The following is a 14267-nucleotide window of genomic DNA, read 5'->3' as shown; positions in this document are numbered from 1 at the left end:
CACCTCAGGCCGGCGCCGGCACCGACCAGCGGCGCGTCACATCGCCCTGGGCATTGACGCTTTCCAGCTGGACGCCGAAGCCCCACAGCCGGGCCACGTGCTTGAGCACCTCCTGCGCGTCGTCGTTCAGGGGCCGGTCCTGGTGCTGCGTGTGGCGCAGGGTCAGCGAGCGGTCACCGCGCAGGTTGACGTTCCAGACTTGGATGTTGGGCTCGCGGGTGGAGAGGTCGTACTGGCGCGACAAGGCCTCGCGCAGATGCTGGTAGCCCGGTTCGTCATGGATGGCCGAGATCTCGTATTCCTTCAGTCGCTCGTCGTCGACGATGGCGAAGAGACGGAAGTCGCGCATCAGCTTGGGGGACAGGTATTGCGCGATGAAGCTCTCGTCCTTGAAGTTGCGCATCGCGTGGTCCAGCGTGGGCAGCCAGTCGGCGCCGGCGATCTCGGGGAACCACTCACGGTCTTCGTCGGTGGGGGCTTCGCAGATGCGCTTGATGTCGGTGTACATCGCAAAGCCCAGCGCATAGGGGTTGAGCTGCGCCATCGGCGGCTGGGCGACCACGTTGGTGTGCGACTTCAGCCACTCGATCATCATGCCGTCCGACAGATAGCCGTCGTCGTACATCTGGTTCAGCAGCCGGTGGTGCCAGAAGGTGGCCCAGCCCTCGTTCATCACCTGGGTCTGGCGTTGGGGATAGAAGTACTGCGCGATCTTGCGCACGATGCGCACGATCTCGCGTTGCCAGGGCTCCAACAGCGGCGCGTTCTTCTCGATGAAATAGAGGATGTTCTCCTGCGGCTCCTCGGGGAAGCGGCGCTTTTCCTCGGCCTCGGCCTTGTCGTCGCCGCGGCGCGGCAGGGTCCGCCAGAGGTCGTTGATCTGGCGCTGGGCATGGGTCTCGCGCTCCTCGAGGCGGGCCTGCTCCTGGGCCAACGAAAGCTTGGCAGGCCGGCGATAGCGGTCCACGCCGTGGTTCATCAGCGCATGGCAGGAGTCCAGCATGGCCTCCACCGCGTCCAGCCCATGGCGCTCCTCGCAGGCGGCGATGTAGGTCTTGGCATAGACCAGGTAGTCGATGATGGACGAGGCGTCCGTCCACATGCGGAACAGGTAGTTGTTCTTGAAGAAGCTGTTGTGGCCGTAGCAGGCATGCGCGATCACCAGGGCCTGCATCGCCATCGTGTTCTCCTCCATCAGGTAGGCGATGCAGGGGTTGGAGTTGATGACGATCTCATAGGCCAGGCCCATCTGGCCGCGCTTGTAGTTGCGCTCGGTGGCGATGAATTCCTTGCCATAGCTCCAGTGGCGGTAATGCACGGGCATCCCCACCGAGGCATAGGCGTCCATCATCTGCTCGGCGGTGATCACCTCCAACTGGTTGGGATAGGTGTCCAGCCCATAGCGTTCGGCGGTCTGGCGGATGACGTCGTGGTATTGCTCGACCAGCTCAAAGGTCCAGTCGCTGGGCGAGGGCAGGGGATGCTCGGGCCGGCGCTCCAGCGGCTTCATCGCGCGCAGCGGCGCATGCGCGCGCCGTCCGCCGTACTCACGCTCGCTGGGCCCCAGGCCCACGCGTCGACGGTTTTCCGTGGCGCTCATGAATTGGCCCCTTCCTTCTTGAACAGATCGCGGAAGACCGGGTAGATCTCGGAGACCTCGACGGCCTTGCGCATCGCGAACTGGGGAACGTCCTCGGCGAGCCGGGCGTACTCCTCCCAGAGGTTCTGCTCGGCCTCGGCCACCTGCACGTAGGCGTAGTAGCGGCACAGCGGCAGGATCTTTTCGGCCAGCAGTTCACGGCAGCGGCCGCTGTCGTGGTGCCAGTTGTCGCCGTCGCTGGCCTGCGCGCCGTAGATGTTCCACTCGTTGCTGGGATAGCGCTGGCGGATGATCTGCTCCATCAACACCAGGGCCGACGAGACCACGGTGCCGCCGGTCTCGGTGGCATGGAAGAAGTTCTGCTCATCGACTTCCTGGGCCTGGGTGTGGTGGCGGATGAAGACCACCTCGATCTTCTCGTAGTGTCGGGTGAGGAAGAGGTAGAGCAGGATGAAGAAGCGCTTGGCCAGGTCCTTGCGCGACTCGTCCATGGAGCCGGAAACATCCATCAGGCAGAACATCACCGCGCGCGAGGTGGGCACCGGAATGCGCACCCGGCTTCGGTAGCGCAGGTCGATGGGGTCCAGGTAGGGGATGGCGGCGATGCGCTGCTTCAGCAGCAGGATGCGCGCTTCGGTCTCGGCGATCAGCGCGGCAATGCCGGGCTTGTGCAGATCCTCGCGCTGCAGGTCCTGCAGCCGCGCCTCCAGCTCGTGCAGCTCGCGCCGCTTGTCCATGCCCAGCGCGATGCGCCGGCTCAGCGCACCGCGCATGGAGCGCAGCACATGCAGGTTGCTGGGCGTGCCGTCGCTGGTCAGGCCGGCACGGTGGGACTTCCATTCGGGAGTCTCGGCGAGCTGGTTGCGCGCCAGGTTGGGCAGGGCCAGGTCGTCGAAGAAGACCTGCATGAATTCTTCCTTGGTGAGCTGGAAGACGAAGTCGTCCTCTCCCTCGCCGGAATCGCTGGCCTGGCCACCGCCGCCGCCCTGGCCGCCGCCCTTGGGCTTGGGGATGCGATCGCCCTTCACATGCTCGGTATTGCCGGGGCGGACCACCTCGCGCACGCCGCCATCGCCATGGCTGAACACCGGTTCGCTGAGGTCTTTCTTGGGAATGTGGACCTCTTCGCCGCGCTCCATGTCGCGGATGCCGCGGCCGTCCACCGCGCGGCGCACGGCCTCGCGGATCTGGTCGCGGTAGCGGCGCAGGAAGCGCTCGCGGTTCCCGATCGACTTGTTCTTGCCGGACAGCCGCCGGTCAATGATCTGCTGCAGGCTGGTCATCTCGTTCGCTCCACTCGCGGCATTCGCGACGCATGAAGCCCCCCGAACCGAACAGCCTCCGGCGATCCGGCCGTGCCGGTCCCCGGGAAGCGCCCCCCTTCCGGGGCGCCGGCGTCAGCCGGTAGGGGATGGTCCATTTCAGCTGCTCTTGCGCACCCGCAGATACCACTCGCAGAGCAGGCGGACCTGCTTGGGTGTGTAACCCTTGTCCACCATGCGCTGGACGAAGTTCTCGTGCTTCTTCGCGTCCTCGGCACTGGCCTTGGCGTTGAAGCTGATCACGGGCAGCAGCTCCTCGGTGTTGGAGAACATCTTCTTCTCGATCACCGTGCGCAGCTTCTCGTAGCTGGTCCAGGCCGGGTTCTTGCCCGCGTTGTTGGCGCGCGCGCGCAGCACGAAGTTGACGATCTCGTTGCGGAAGTCCTTGGGGTTGGAGATGCCCGCGGGCTTTTCGATCTTTTCCAGCTCGGCGTTCAGCGCCGAGCGGTCAAAGACCTCGCCGGTGTCGGTGTCGCGGTACTCCTGGTCCTGGATCCAGTAGTCGGCATAGGTCACGTAGCGATCGAAGATGTTCTGGCCGTACTCGCTGTAGCTTTCCAGGTAGGCGGTCTGGATTTCCTTGCCGATGAATTCGGCATAGCGCGGCGCCAGGATCTCCTTGATATAGCCGACGAACTTCTGTTCCTGCTCCTGCGGGAACTGTTCGCGTTCGATCTGCTGCTCCAGCACGTACATCAGGTGCACGGGGTTGGCGGCCACCTCGGTGGAATCGAAGTTGAAGACCTTGGAGAGGATCTTGTACGCGAAGCGCGTGGACACGCCGGCCATGCCTTCGTCCACGCCGGCATAGTCGCGGTACTCCTGGATGGACTTGGCCTTGGGGTCGGTGTCCTTGAGGTTGTCGCCGTCGTAGATCTGCATCTTGCTGAAGATGCTGGAGTTCTCGGGCTCCTTCAACCGCGTGAGCACGGCGAACTGGGCCATCATCTTCAGCGTGCCCGGAGCGCACTTGGCCTCGGCGAGCGAGGAGTTGCGGATCAGCTTCTCGTAGATGCGCACCTCTTCGCTGACGCGCAGGCAGTAGGGCACCTTGACGATGTAGATGCGGTCCAGGAAGGCTTCGTTGTTCTTGTTGTTGCGGAAGGACTTCCATTCGCTCTCGTTGCTGTGCGCCAGCACGATGCCGTCGAAGGGAATGGCACCGAAGCCCTCGGTGCCCTTGAAGTTGCCTTCCTGCGTTGCGGTCAGCAGCGGGTGCAGCACCTTGATCGGCGCCTTGAACATCTCGACGAATTCGAGCAGGCCCTGGTTGGCCAGGCACAGGCCGCCGGAGTAGCTGTAGGCGTCGGGGTCGTCCTGCGCATAGGTTTCCAGCTTGCGGATGTCGACCTTGCCGACCAGCGAGGAAATATCCTGGTTGTTCTCGTCGCCCGGCTCGGTCTTGGCCACGCCAATCTGCTTGAGCACACTGGGATAGCGCTTGATGACCTTGAAACGGCGGATGTCGCCGCCGTACTCGTCGAGCCGCTTGACCGCCCAGGGGCTGAGGATGCGGTTCAGGTAACGGCGCGGGATGCCGTACTCCTTCTCCAGCAGCGGGCCATCTTCCAGCAGGTCGAAGAGACCCAGCGGCGATTCGTTCACCGGCGAGTCCTTCAGCGCGTAGAAGGGCACCTGCTCCATCAGCTGCTTGAGCCGCTCGGCGATGGAACTCTTGCCGCCGCCCACCGGACCGAGCAGATAGAGAATCTGCTTCTTTTCCTCCAGGCCTTGCGCGGCATGGCGGAAGTAGCTGACCACCTGCTCGATCGAATCCTCCATGCCGTAGAACTCGGCGAAGGCGGGATAGATCTTGATGACCTTGTTCGAGAAGATGCGCGACAGCCGTGGGTCGTTGCGCGTGTCCACCATCTGCGGCTCGCCGATGGCCTGCAGCATGCGTTCCGGGGCGGTGGCGTAGGCGAGGGGATTCCGCTTGCATTCGTCCAGGTACTCCTCCAGCGTGAGTTCCTCGACCTTGCTGCGCTCGTAGCGAGCGGCGAAATGGCTGATGACGTCCATGCTGTGTCCTCCATCGTGCTTCGGGAGGGCGGCGCAGGGCCTGGCGGGGCTCCGCGTCGACCGGGAAGTTCTGGTGACGTCCATGACTCAAGGCGCCATCAGAGCTTTCCGAACTCGACACATCAGCGTCAGCGCGTCAGCGGCGGATCGGGGCCACGTTCATTTCCTGTGCGCGACCCTTGGCTTTGATACTACGCGCAATCGAGACGACGTGCGAGCATGCAAGACCTGACCCTTGGTCGCATCAACGTTGCCTTTGCGCGCCGCGTTGACGGTCTCATCATCAAGGGCGAACCGCGTGCCTGCCCTGAACGCGGCAAAAGCCGCATCGCGCGCCAGCTTATGACGCGGTGCGAAGCCTGCAGCCCGTGATGGGCTGCTATGGTTTGCTGTTGGCACCCGCCCGAAGTGCTTTCCCGATGAGGGTTGTCCCCCCCCCCTCGAAAGCGGGGGCGATGGCGTGGCCGCGGTTTTTACTCGCGGCGCAGTTTGTCGAGCAGGCCGCTCAATTCGTCGAGCGAGCCGAACTGGATGGCCAGTTCGCCCTGTTCGCCGCGCTTGCTGCGCTTCTTCACGCGGATTTCCACCTGCGCGGTCAGCAGATCCGACAACTCTTCTTCCAGCCGCAGCACATCGCGGCTCTTCTCGGATTTGACGCGCAGCAGCGGCGCCTGGCGGCCGCTACCGGCCTGCTGGCGCTGCACCAGCTTTTCGGCCTCGCGCACGCTGAGCTTGCGGGCGGCGATCTCGGTGGCGCTGGTGATCTGGTGCGCGCCGTCCAGCGCGAGCAGCGCACGCGCGTGGCCCATGTCCAGGTCGCCCGCCATCAGCATACCCTGCACCGGCTCGGCCAGATTGAGCAGTCGCAGCAGGTTGGTCGCCGCGCTGCGCGACCGTCCCACGGCCTGCGCGGCCTGTTCGTGAGTGAGTCCGAACTCGTCGACCAGGCGCTTCAGGCCCTGGGCTTCTTCGAGCGGGTTCAGGTCTTCGCGCTGGATGTTCTCGATCAGCGCCATCGCCGCCGCGGCGTTGTCGGGCACCGGCTTGACCAGCACCGGCACCTCGGCCAGTCCGGCCAGCTTGGCGGCGCGGAAGCGGCGTTCACCGGCGATGATCTCGTAGCGCACCGGTCCCTTGGGCTCGATGGGGCGCACGAGGATGGGCTGCATGATGCCCTGGCTCTTGATGCTTTCGGCCAGCTCGTACAGCGAGCCTTCGTCCATGCGCGTGCGCGGCTGGTATTTGCCCGCCTGCAGCTGCGCCAGCGGCAGCACGCCAGGCTCGCCGTCGCGCAGGGCCGGGGATTCGCTCACTTTGGGGCCCAGCAAGGCCTCCAGGCCCATGCCCAGGCCCTTGGGTTTCTTCGTCACCATGGGGCGATTGTCGGTGATTCGTTCGTTGTCCCGATCAGCGCCGCGCCAGGCCCTCGAGAAGCGCGCGTCCCTCGGGCCAATCGCCCAGCCCGGACGCGCTGTTGATGTGGCCGCGAGCGCCGATCATCACCAGCTCGGCGCCCCAGTCGGCGGCCATCTGCACGGCGCGTTCCGTGGCACAGAAAGGGTCGTCACTGGAGACCACGGCCACGGCCGGGAAGGGCAGGCGCGCGCGCCGTATCGGGCGCCAGTTGTGCAGCTGCGGCGGGGTGTCGGGGTGTTCGGTGTCGGGCGGCGCCACCAGCAGCGCACCGGCCACGCGCGCGCTGTGCCTGGAGTGCTCGGCCCAGGCCGCGACGAGCTGGCAGCCCAGGCTGTGGGCCACCAGCAGCGCGGGTGTTTCGCCGAGCCGGACATCGTTCAGCAGCACCTCGTCCAGCCGCGCCATCCAGTCGCCGCGCCGCGGCCATTCCCAGTCGTTCTGTTCGATGCGCTGGTCGCCGTGCAGCGCCTCCCAGCGGCTCTGCCAGTGATCGGGGTCGGAATTCAACCAGCCCGGCAGCAGGTAGATAGGGGAGGGCGCGCGTTCGGTCATCGGTTGGCCTTATGCTTCACATCCTTTTGTGATGTGACGGCATTGTGCAGGAGCGCAAACCCATGAAGTACGCGGTGTATGTGGACGGGCAGGAAGGAACGACGGGCCTGCGCATCAATGAATACCTGGCGCAGCGCAGCGACGTCGAGGTGCTGCGCATCGATGCCGACAAGCGCAAGGATCCGGCCGAGCGTGCCCGCCTGCTGAACGCGGCCGATGTGGCCTTCCTGTGCCTGCCCGACGCCGCCTCGCGCGAGGCCGCCGCGATGGTGAGCAATCCCAAAACCTGCCTGATCGACGCCAGCACCGCGCACCGCACGGTGGCCGGCTGGGCCTTCGGGCTGCCCGAACTGGCGCGCGGCCAGCGCGACGCGATCCGCGCGTCCAAGCGCATCGCCAACCCGGGCTGTCACGCCAGCGCCTTCATCCTGGCGGTGCGCCCGCTGGTGGATGCCGGGCTGCTGGCCCGCGACGCGCGCATCAGCGCGACCTCCATCACCGGCTACTCGGGCGGCGGCAAGAGCATGATCGCGCAGTACGAGGCGGGCGGCGATGCGCGGCTGAAGTCGCCCCGCCCCTACGCGCTGGGCCTGGCCCACAAGCACCTGCCGGAGATGATGGCGCATACCGGGCTGCAGCATGCACCGGTGTTCATGCCCGTCGTCGCGGACTTCTACAAGGGCCTGGCGGTCACCGTGCCGCTGCACCTGAGCAGCCTGCGCGCCGGCACCACGCCGGAGCAGGTCCGGGCCGCGCTCGCCGCGCACTACGAGGGCGAACGCTTCATCCGCGTGATGCCGTTGCGCGACCCCGAAACGCTGGCCGAGGGCTTCTTCGACGTCCAGGCCTGCAACGACAGCAACCGGGTGGACCTCTTCGTCTTCGGCAACGACAGCCAGATCCTCGTGATGGCCCGCCTGGACAACCTGGGCAAGGGTGCCAGTGGCGCGGCGGTGCAGAGCATGAACGTGCACCTGGGTGTGGACGAAGCGCTGGGCCTGTGACCGACGCGCGGGCGCCGGGCCGGCCGCAGGGCTGGCGCCAGGATGACGCGGTGCCTCAGGCCGATCTGGACGCGATCCGCGACGCCGTCGTCCTGCATGGCCGCCAGCAGACTCAGGGCAGCGATGCCCAGCCCATCGCCTGTGCGTTGTACGAGCAGGGCGAACTGATCGCCGGAGCCTGGGGCCGCAGCGAATTCCAGCGGCTCTATGTGCAATACCTGTGGGTGCGCGACGATCGGCGTGGTCAGGGCCTGGGTGGCGACTGCCTGCGCCGCCTCGAGGCCCAGGCTCTGAGCCGCGGCTGCGTGGACGCGCTGATCGAGACCCTGTCCGACGACAGCGCCGAGCTGTACGAACACCTGGGCTATGCCTGCATCGCTCACGTGCATGACTTCGTCCCCGGCTTCACCCGGCATACGCTGATGAAGGTGTGGAAGCCCCGTGAGTGAGCCCTTGCTGAAGCGGCTGGGACCGGAAGACCTCGCCGCTTTGAGCGCCTTCGAGTTCGACAACCGGGCCTTCTTCGAGTCCAGGATCAATGCGAGGCCGGCCTCCTTCCATGCGGGGGGCGGTGTGGCTCACGCCAGGTGCTGCGCCACCACGGCTTTCAGCAATTCGGCCACTCACGGCGCAGCGTCGAGCTGAACGGCGTCTGGCAGGACGGGCTGCACTTCGAACGCCACGCCGAGCCGGTTTGAAGGCCTGCCTGCTTGCTTCGGGTTCAGCCCAGCGCGCGCGGATCGTCACTGCGGTAGTGGTAGCGGTAGGCCAGCTCAAAGCCCAGCCCGGTGTACAGCCTTTGCGCCAACGTGTTGCCGCCGCTGACCTGAAGATAGGCCTGTCGGGCGCCCTGCCGGCGTGCCTCGCGCAGCAGCGCGGCACACAGCGCGCGGCCATGGCCCTGGCCGCGGTGGGCAGGCGGCGTGAAGATGTCGTAGAGGCCCACCAGGCCTTCTTCCAGCGTGAATTGGCCACAGGCCAGCAGTTCCGCGGTCCCATCGGAATTGTTGCGTTGCAACATGAATGCCTGGTAGCGCACCGGCGCGGCGCGCAGCCGCTGTTGCTGGCCGAGGATCTCGGCTTCGGCCGAGCCGCGCAGCTCGCCGATCAGGCGGGCGTAACGATCAGAATCGACCGGGCAGAGCCGCAGGCCCGTCGGCAGTTCGTCGTCCAGGGCGTTCAGCGACTCACGCACCATCACATGCGACAGCTCGAAGCGGGTCCAGCCGCGCGCCTCCAACTGCTCGTCCAGGTCGACCGGCTGGCTGTAAGGGGTGATGCGCAGGATCAGCGGCAGGCCAGCCGCATCGAAGCTGCGCCGGCAGCGCGCCAGCATCTCGTCCAGCGGCAGCCGGCCCTGGGCGAGGGCGTTGACGCAGCGCGAGCGCCGCGCCTTGCCCGGTGAGAGGCGCAGCAGCCAGCCCTCCAGATGGGCCTCGTGCGGCGAGGCGCTGGCATTGAGCCCGGCCAGCTCGGCACGACGTCCCAGCTCGGCCAGGCTCTCCGGCGTCACCGCATGCCCCCGACCCGGCGCACCATTTCCTTGGCGAATTCGACAAAGGCCTGCGCGCCCTTGGCGTTGGCGTCGAACACGACGCCGGGCATGCCGTAGCTGGGGGCTTCGGCCAAGCGCACGTTGCGCGGGATCACGGTGTCGAACACCTTGTCGCCGAAGTGGGCCTTGAGTTGATCGCTGACCTGCTGCTGCAACGTGATGCGCGGGTCGAACATCACGCGCAGCAGGCCGATGATCTGCAGGTCCGGATTCAGGTTGGCATGCACCTGCTTGATGGTGTTGACCAGGTCGGACAGGCCCTCGAGCGCGAAGTACTCGCACTGCATGGGCACGACCACGCCATGGGCGCTGCACAGGCCGTTGAGCGTCAGCATGGACAGCGAGGGCGGGCAGTCGATCAGCACGAAGTCGTAGTCCGCGTCGGCGGCGGCGATGGCGGCCTTGAGGCGTTGCTCGCGGTGTTCCAGTTCCACCAACTCCACCTCGGCGCCCGCGAGTTCGCGGTTGGCGCCTAGCACGTCATAGCCGGCCTTTTCGCTGTGCTGGCGGGCTTCGGCGATGGTGGCCGTTTCCAAGAGCACGTCGTACACGCTCAGGGGCAGGGCACGCTTGTCCACGCCCGAGCCCATCGTGGCATTGCCCTGCGGGTCCAGGTCCACCACCAGCACCCGCTGCCCCACCTTGGCCAAGCCGGCGGCGAGGTTCACGGTGGTGGTGGTCTTGCCCACGCCGCCCTTTTGATTGGCAATGCAGAAGATCTTGGCCATGTCTTGTTCTGGTGGTGATGACCCCAAGGGGTAAGAGACTGCAGGCAGAGCGCGGGGCCCGGCGCAAGGCCGGAGCTTAACCGCTGCGTTGCAGCAAAAGCGTGTCCTCAGGCCACGGCGCTGATGCGCGGGCGCAACCAGAGCAGGCAGCGCTGGGCCTCCAGCCCCGGAACTTGCAGAGGTTCCACGTGGAACATCTCGATCCCAGGTGCGCGGCGGCCGAGCTCTTCCAATTCATCGGCGGGGTGCTGGCCCTTCATGGCCGCCCAGACACCGCCAGGCTTCAGCGAGCGGCGACTCCACTCGGTGAAGTCGGCCAGTGATGCGAAGGCCCGTGATGTGATCAGGTCAAAGGGGGGTAGCTTCAGCTGCTCCACCCGCGCGTGTTCTCCGCGCAGATTGCGCAGTCCCAGCTCCGCCGCCACTTGGCTGATGAAGAAGGCCTTCTTGCCCACCGTGTCGACGCAGACCACGTCCAACTCCGGGCAGGCAATGGCCACCACCACGCCGGGCAGCCCGCCGCCGCTGCCGACGTCCAGCAGCCGGAATCGGCCCTCGCGGACGGGCTGGGCCTGGACATGGCGACGCAGGGCTGGGATCAGGCTGAGGCTGTCCACCAGATGCTGGGTCAGCATGGCCTGGGGGTCGCGCACCGCGGTCAGGTTGTAGACCTTGTTCCATTTGGACAGCAGGTCCAGGTAGGCGATCAGCTGGTCCAACTGGGCATCGCTAAGATTCAGGCCCAGCGCGGAGGCGGCCTCGGCGAGCCGGGCTCGCAGTTCGGGTTCGGTCATCGTGGCGGTGTCAGGCAGCCTCGGCAGGCGTTGGCGATCGGTCGTCGGTGAAGCCCTTGAAGCGGCCCTTGCGCAAATGGATCAGCAGCAGCGAGATCGCGGCCGGCGTGATACCCGAGATGCGCGAGGCCTGGCCCAGGGTTTCGGGGCGGTGCTTGGCGAGCTTCTGGCGTGCCTCGAAGGAGAGGGCGGTCACGCTGCCGTAGTCCAGGTTCTCCGGCAGGCGCAGGTGCTCGTAGGCCGAGGCGCGCGCCACGTCGTCCTGTTGCTTGGAGATATAGCCGGAGTACTTGATGCTGATCTCCACCTGTTCCAGCACCGCGGCGGCGAGCGTTTCCCCCAGTTCGGCCACCAGCGCTGGACGCGAGATGCCGGCCTCGGGCTTGGCGATGGCGGCCACCTCGGCCACCGTGTCATAGCTGACGCCAGGTCGGCGCAGCAGGTCCATCAGCGCGTATTCACGTTCCAGGGCCTTGCCGACCAAGCGCTCCGCGTCCCCAGCCGGCAGGATGCCGGGGTGGACCCAGGTGGACTTCAACTTCTCTGTTTCACGTGAAACAGCGTCGCGCTTGCGGTTGAACGCGTCCCAACGTGCATCGTCCACCAAGCCCAGATGGCGGCCAATCTCGGTCAAGCGCATGTCGGCGTTGTCCTCGCGCAGCTGCAGGCGGAACTCGGCGCGGCTGGTGAACATGCGGTAGGGCTCGGTCACGCCCTTGGTGATCAGGTCGTCGACCAGCACGCCCAGGTAGGCCTGGTCGCGGCTGGGCAGCCAGGGGCTGTCGCCGCGCACCTGCAGCGCGGCATTCAGCCCGGCGAACAAACCCTGGGCGGCGGCCTCCTCGTAGCCGGTCGTGCCGTTGATCTGTCCGGCGAAGAAGAGGCCCTGGATCGCGCGGGTTTCGAAACTGCTCTTGAGTTCGCGCGGATCGAAGTAGTCGTATTCGATGGCATAGCCGGGACGCAGGATGTGCGCGTTTTCCAGCCCGGGAATGGACTGCACGGCGGCCAGCTGGATGTCGAAGGGCAGGGAGGTGGAAATGCCGTTCGGATAGAACTCGTGGGTCGTCAGACCTTCCGGCTCCAGGAAGATCTGGTGCGAGTTCTTGTCGGCGAAGCGGTTGATCTTGTCTTCGATGCTGGGGCAGTAGCGCGGGCCCACGCCTTCGATCACGCCGGTGAACATCGGACTGCGGTCGAAGCCGGAGCGGATGATCTCGTGCGTGCGCTCATTGGTGTGGGTGATCCAGCAGGGCAGCTGCTGCGGGTGCTGGTCCACCGTACCCATGAAGCTGAACACCGGCATCGGCGCGTCCGAGCCGGGCATGCCGTCGCCGGGCTGCTCGGTGCAGCGCGAGAAATCGATGCTGCGTCCGTCGATGCGCGGCGGCGTGCCGGTCTTCAGCCGGCCTTGCGGCAGCTTCAACTCCTTCAGCCGGGCCGACAGGCTGATCGCCGGCGGGTCGCCCGCGCGGCCAGCGCTGTGGTTTTGCAACCCGATGTGGATGCGGCCGTCCAGAAAGGTGCCCGCGGTCAGCACCACCGCGCGGGCGCGGAAGGCGATGCCGGACTGGGTCACCGCGCCCACCACCCGGTCGCCTTCGACCATCAGGTCATCCACCGCCTGCTGGAACAGCATCAGGCCGGGCTGGTTCTCCAGCCGCTGGCGGATCGCGGCCTTGTACAGCACGCGGTCGGCCTGGGCCCGGGTGGCGCGCACGGCCGGTCCCTTGGAGCCATTGAGAATGCGGAACTGGATGCCGGCTTCGTCGGTGGCCGCGGCCATTGCGCCGCCCAGCGCGTCGACCTCCTTCACCAGATGCCCCTTGCCGATCCCGCCGATCGACGGGTTGCAGCTCATCTGCCCCAGGGTTTCGATGTTGTGGGTCAGCAGCAAGGTGGACGCGCCCATGCGGGCGGCAGCCAGTGCGGCCTCGGTGCCGGCATGGCCGCCACCGACCACGATGACGTCGAACTCTTTTGGATAAAGCATGGCGGGCAATCCAGCGCGTGCGTCCCAGGCGGAATTCGCTGGGTGAGCCTGGATCCAGGGCTATGGGGGAAGGGCAACGATTTTACGCGGGGCTGTGGATAAGTGCGAGCCCGCCCGCGCGCTGCCCTGGCCCCGGCCGGGGCTCTCAGCGCCTGAGTTCACGCTCGCGGACATGCCGCGCGGTGGCTGCCAGCACCTGCTCCAGCGGCGGATGCGCCAACCCCCAGCCGGCGGCCAGGCGCTCGGCCGGCGCGGTATCGAAGGCAACATCGCGCACCAGGAAGTCCAGCGACTCGGGATGGGAGCCACTCCATCGGGCCAGCCCCGGCAGGCCCTTCAACAGCAGGCGCAGCAGCGGGATGGGCAGATGCCGGCGCGGCGCCGGGCGGCCCAATGCCTGCGCGAGCTGCTGGGCCAAGACGGGTACCGGCGGCGATGCGGGGTCCATCAGCAGATAGTCGCCGCCGCGCTGTTGCGGGTCCTGGACCAGCGCGGCGATGAAGCGGGCCACATGGTCCACCGCGACCAGCGGCAGCCGATGCGCGGGCGTGCCGGGCAGGGCGCCGAGCCGACCTTTCAGCAACTGCCGGCACAGCTGGTACAGCGCGGCATGATCGGGCAGCTCACCTTCCACCGAGTGGCCGGCGACGGTGGCCGGATGCAGCACCAGCAGCGGGTGGGCCAAGGCCGCGGCCAGCGCGCGCATCTCGACATGGGCCTGCAGCTTGCTCGCCTCGTAGCCGCCGGCGCGACAGTAGACCGCGGGCCAGTCCTTGGTCTGGCCGGTCTCGTCCAAGCCGAGCCGGGCCAGGTGCGCGCGGTGCTGCAACATGAAGCCGGAGACGTGCAGAAAGCGGGCCTGCGGGGCCTGATGGTTCAGGGCGCGCAGCAGCGCGAGACTGGTCAGACCATTGGCGCGCCAGGCCTGCTGTGGGCTCAGGCCCCAGGCGAATCGGGCAGCCAGATGCACCAGCATGTCGGGCTGGGCCTCCTTGACCAGCCGCGCCGCACGGTCGGGATGGTCCAGGTCGAAGGGGAGCGCGCGCAGTGTGGCGGCGGGTTGCATGTGACGGGCCGCCAGCCAGGCCCGCAACGAGTCCAGCTGTGGCTGCGGCCGGCGCAGCGCGAGCACCAGTTCCAGCCCAGGATTCGGTGCCAGGGTATGCAGCAACCAGCGGCCGATCTGGCCAGTGGCGCCGGTGATGAGAATGCGCATGATGTTTCACGTGAAGCAATGCAGAGATGGCGACTGTGAACCTTGGACTACACTCCAAGGTCAAG

13 protein-coding genes are annotated in these 14267 nt (G+C 66.7%); 3 read left to right on the top strand and 10 right to left on the bottom strand.

Features of this window, described 5'->3' with window-relative positions; genetic code table 11:
- Nucleotides 1-4 precede the first annotated feature (4 nt).
- From LZ017_RS05485 to LZ017_RS05475, 3 genes are all read right to left on the bottom strand, one after another.
- Nucleotides 5-1600 (bottom strand): SpoVR family protein, encoded by a 1596-nt coding sequence (locus LZ017_RS05485; protein ID WP_374109882.1) that lies wholly within the window; start codon nt 1598-1600, stop codon nt 5-7.
- Nucleotides 1597-2883, bottom strand: a complete 1287-nt coding sequence (locus tag LZ017_RS05480) for a YeaH/YhbH family protein (protein ID WP_241299066.1) — start codon at nt 2881-2883, stop codon at nt 1597-1599. Before LZ017_RS05480 ends, LZ017_RS05485 begins: the two co-directional genes overlap by 4 nt.
- A gap of 138 nt (nt 2884-3021) precedes the next feature.
- Entirely contained in the window at nt 3022-4944 is a 1923-nt protein-coding gene (locus tag LZ017_RS05475; RefSeq protein WP_241299064.1) for a PrkA family serine protein kinase, read from the bottom strand.
- 219 nt (nt 4945-5163) lie between these two features.
- Between LZ017_RS05475 and LZ017_RS05470 the strand changes: the two genes are divergently transcribed.
- On the top strand, nt 5164-5316 hold the full coding sequence (locus LZ017_RS05470) for a hypothetical protein (RefSeq protein WP_241299062.1): 153 nt from the start codon (nt 5164-5166) through the stop codon (nt 5314-5316).
- 101 nt (nt 5317-5417) lie between these two features.
- Here the strand turns inward: LZ017_RS05470 and LZ017_RS05465 are convergent, their stop codons facing one another.
- Both LZ017_RS05465 and LZ017_RS05460 read right to left on the bottom strand, forming a co-directional pair.
- Nucleotides 5418-6317 carry a ParB/RepB/Spo0J family partition protein gene (locus LZ017_RS05465; RefSeq protein WP_241299060.1) on the bottom strand — a complete coding sequence of 300 codons (900 nt, stop codon included), beginning with the start codon at nt 6315-6317 and terminating at the stop codon, nt 5418-5420.
- A gap of 34 nt (nt 6318-6351) precedes the next feature.
- Nucleotides 6352-6912, bottom strand: coding sequence for an alpha/beta hydrolase (locus LZ017_RS05460; protein WP_241299058.1), 561 nt, complete (start codon nt 6910-6912; stop codon nt 6352-6354).
- A 62-nt stretch (nt 6913-6974) separates the two neighbouring features.
- Here LZ017_RS05460 and argC point away from each other — a divergent pair, with 62 nt between their 5' ends.
- Nucleotides 6975-7916, top strand: a complete 942-nt coding sequence (gene argC / locus LZ017_RS05455) for an N-acetyl-gamma-glutamyl-phosphate reductase (RefSeq protein ID WP_241299056.1) — start codon at nt 6975-6977, stop codon at nt 7914-7916.
- Between the two features lie 50 nt (nt 7917-7966).
- Entirely contained in the window at nt 7967-8365 is a 399-nt protein-coding gene (locus tag LZ017_RS05450; protein WP_241299054.1) for a GNAT family N-acetyltransferase, read from the top strand.
- A gap of 272 nt (nt 8366-8637) precedes the next feature.
- Here the strand turns inward: LZ017_RS05450 and LZ017_RS22240 are convergent, their stop codons facing one another.
- The 5 genes from LZ017_RS22240 to LZ017_RS05425 all read right to left on the bottom strand — a co-directional run bounded on the left by LZ017_RS22240 (nt 8638) and on the right by LZ017_RS05425 (nt 14202).
- Nucleotides 8638-9429, bottom strand: coding sequence for a GNAT family N-acetyltransferase (locus LZ017_RS22240; RefSeq protein ID WP_241299052.1), 792 nt, complete (start codon nt 9427-9429; stop codon nt 8638-8640).
- On the bottom strand, nt 9426-10199 hold the full coding sequence (locus tag LZ017_RS05440; RefSeq protein ID WP_241299051.1) for a ParA family protein: 774 nt from the start codon (nt 10197-10199) through the stop codon (nt 9426-9428). The genes LZ017_RS22240 and LZ017_RS05440 overlap by 4 nt, the downstream gene beginning before the upstream one ends.
- 107 nt (nt 10200-10306) lie before the next feature.
- The gene (gene rsmG / locus LZ017_RS05435; RefSeq protein WP_241299050.1) at nt 10307-10993 is read right to left on the bottom strand and encodes a 16S rRNA (guanine(527)-N(7))-methyltransferase RsmG; all 687 of its coding nucleotides are present in this window, start codon (nt 10991-10993) and stop codon (nt 10307-10309) included.
- 10 nt (nt 10994-11003) lie between these two features.
- Entirely contained in the window at nt 11004-12986 is a 1983-nt protein-coding gene (mnmG, locus tag LZ017_RS05430) for a tRNA uridine-5-carboxymethylaminomethyl(34) synthesis enzyme MnmG (RefSeq protein WP_241299049.1), read from the bottom strand.
- 145 nt (nt 12987-13131) lie between these two features.
- A complete protein-coding gene (locus LZ017_RS05425; protein WP_241299048.1) occupies nt 13132-14202 on the bottom strand; it encodes an NAD-dependent epimerase/dehydratase family protein in 1071 nt (356 codons plus the stop codon).
- Nucleotides 14203-14267 lie beyond the last annotated feature (65 nt).

The sequence above is a fragment of the Pelomonas sp. CA6 genome, assembly GCF_022549225.1.
Taxonomy (GTDB): Bacteria; Pseudomonadota; Gammaproteobacteria; order Burkholderiales; family Burkholderiaceae_C; genus Roseateles.
Note: the sequence above shows the minus strand (reverse complement) of the source record. Positions and strands in the feature narration are given on the sequence as shown.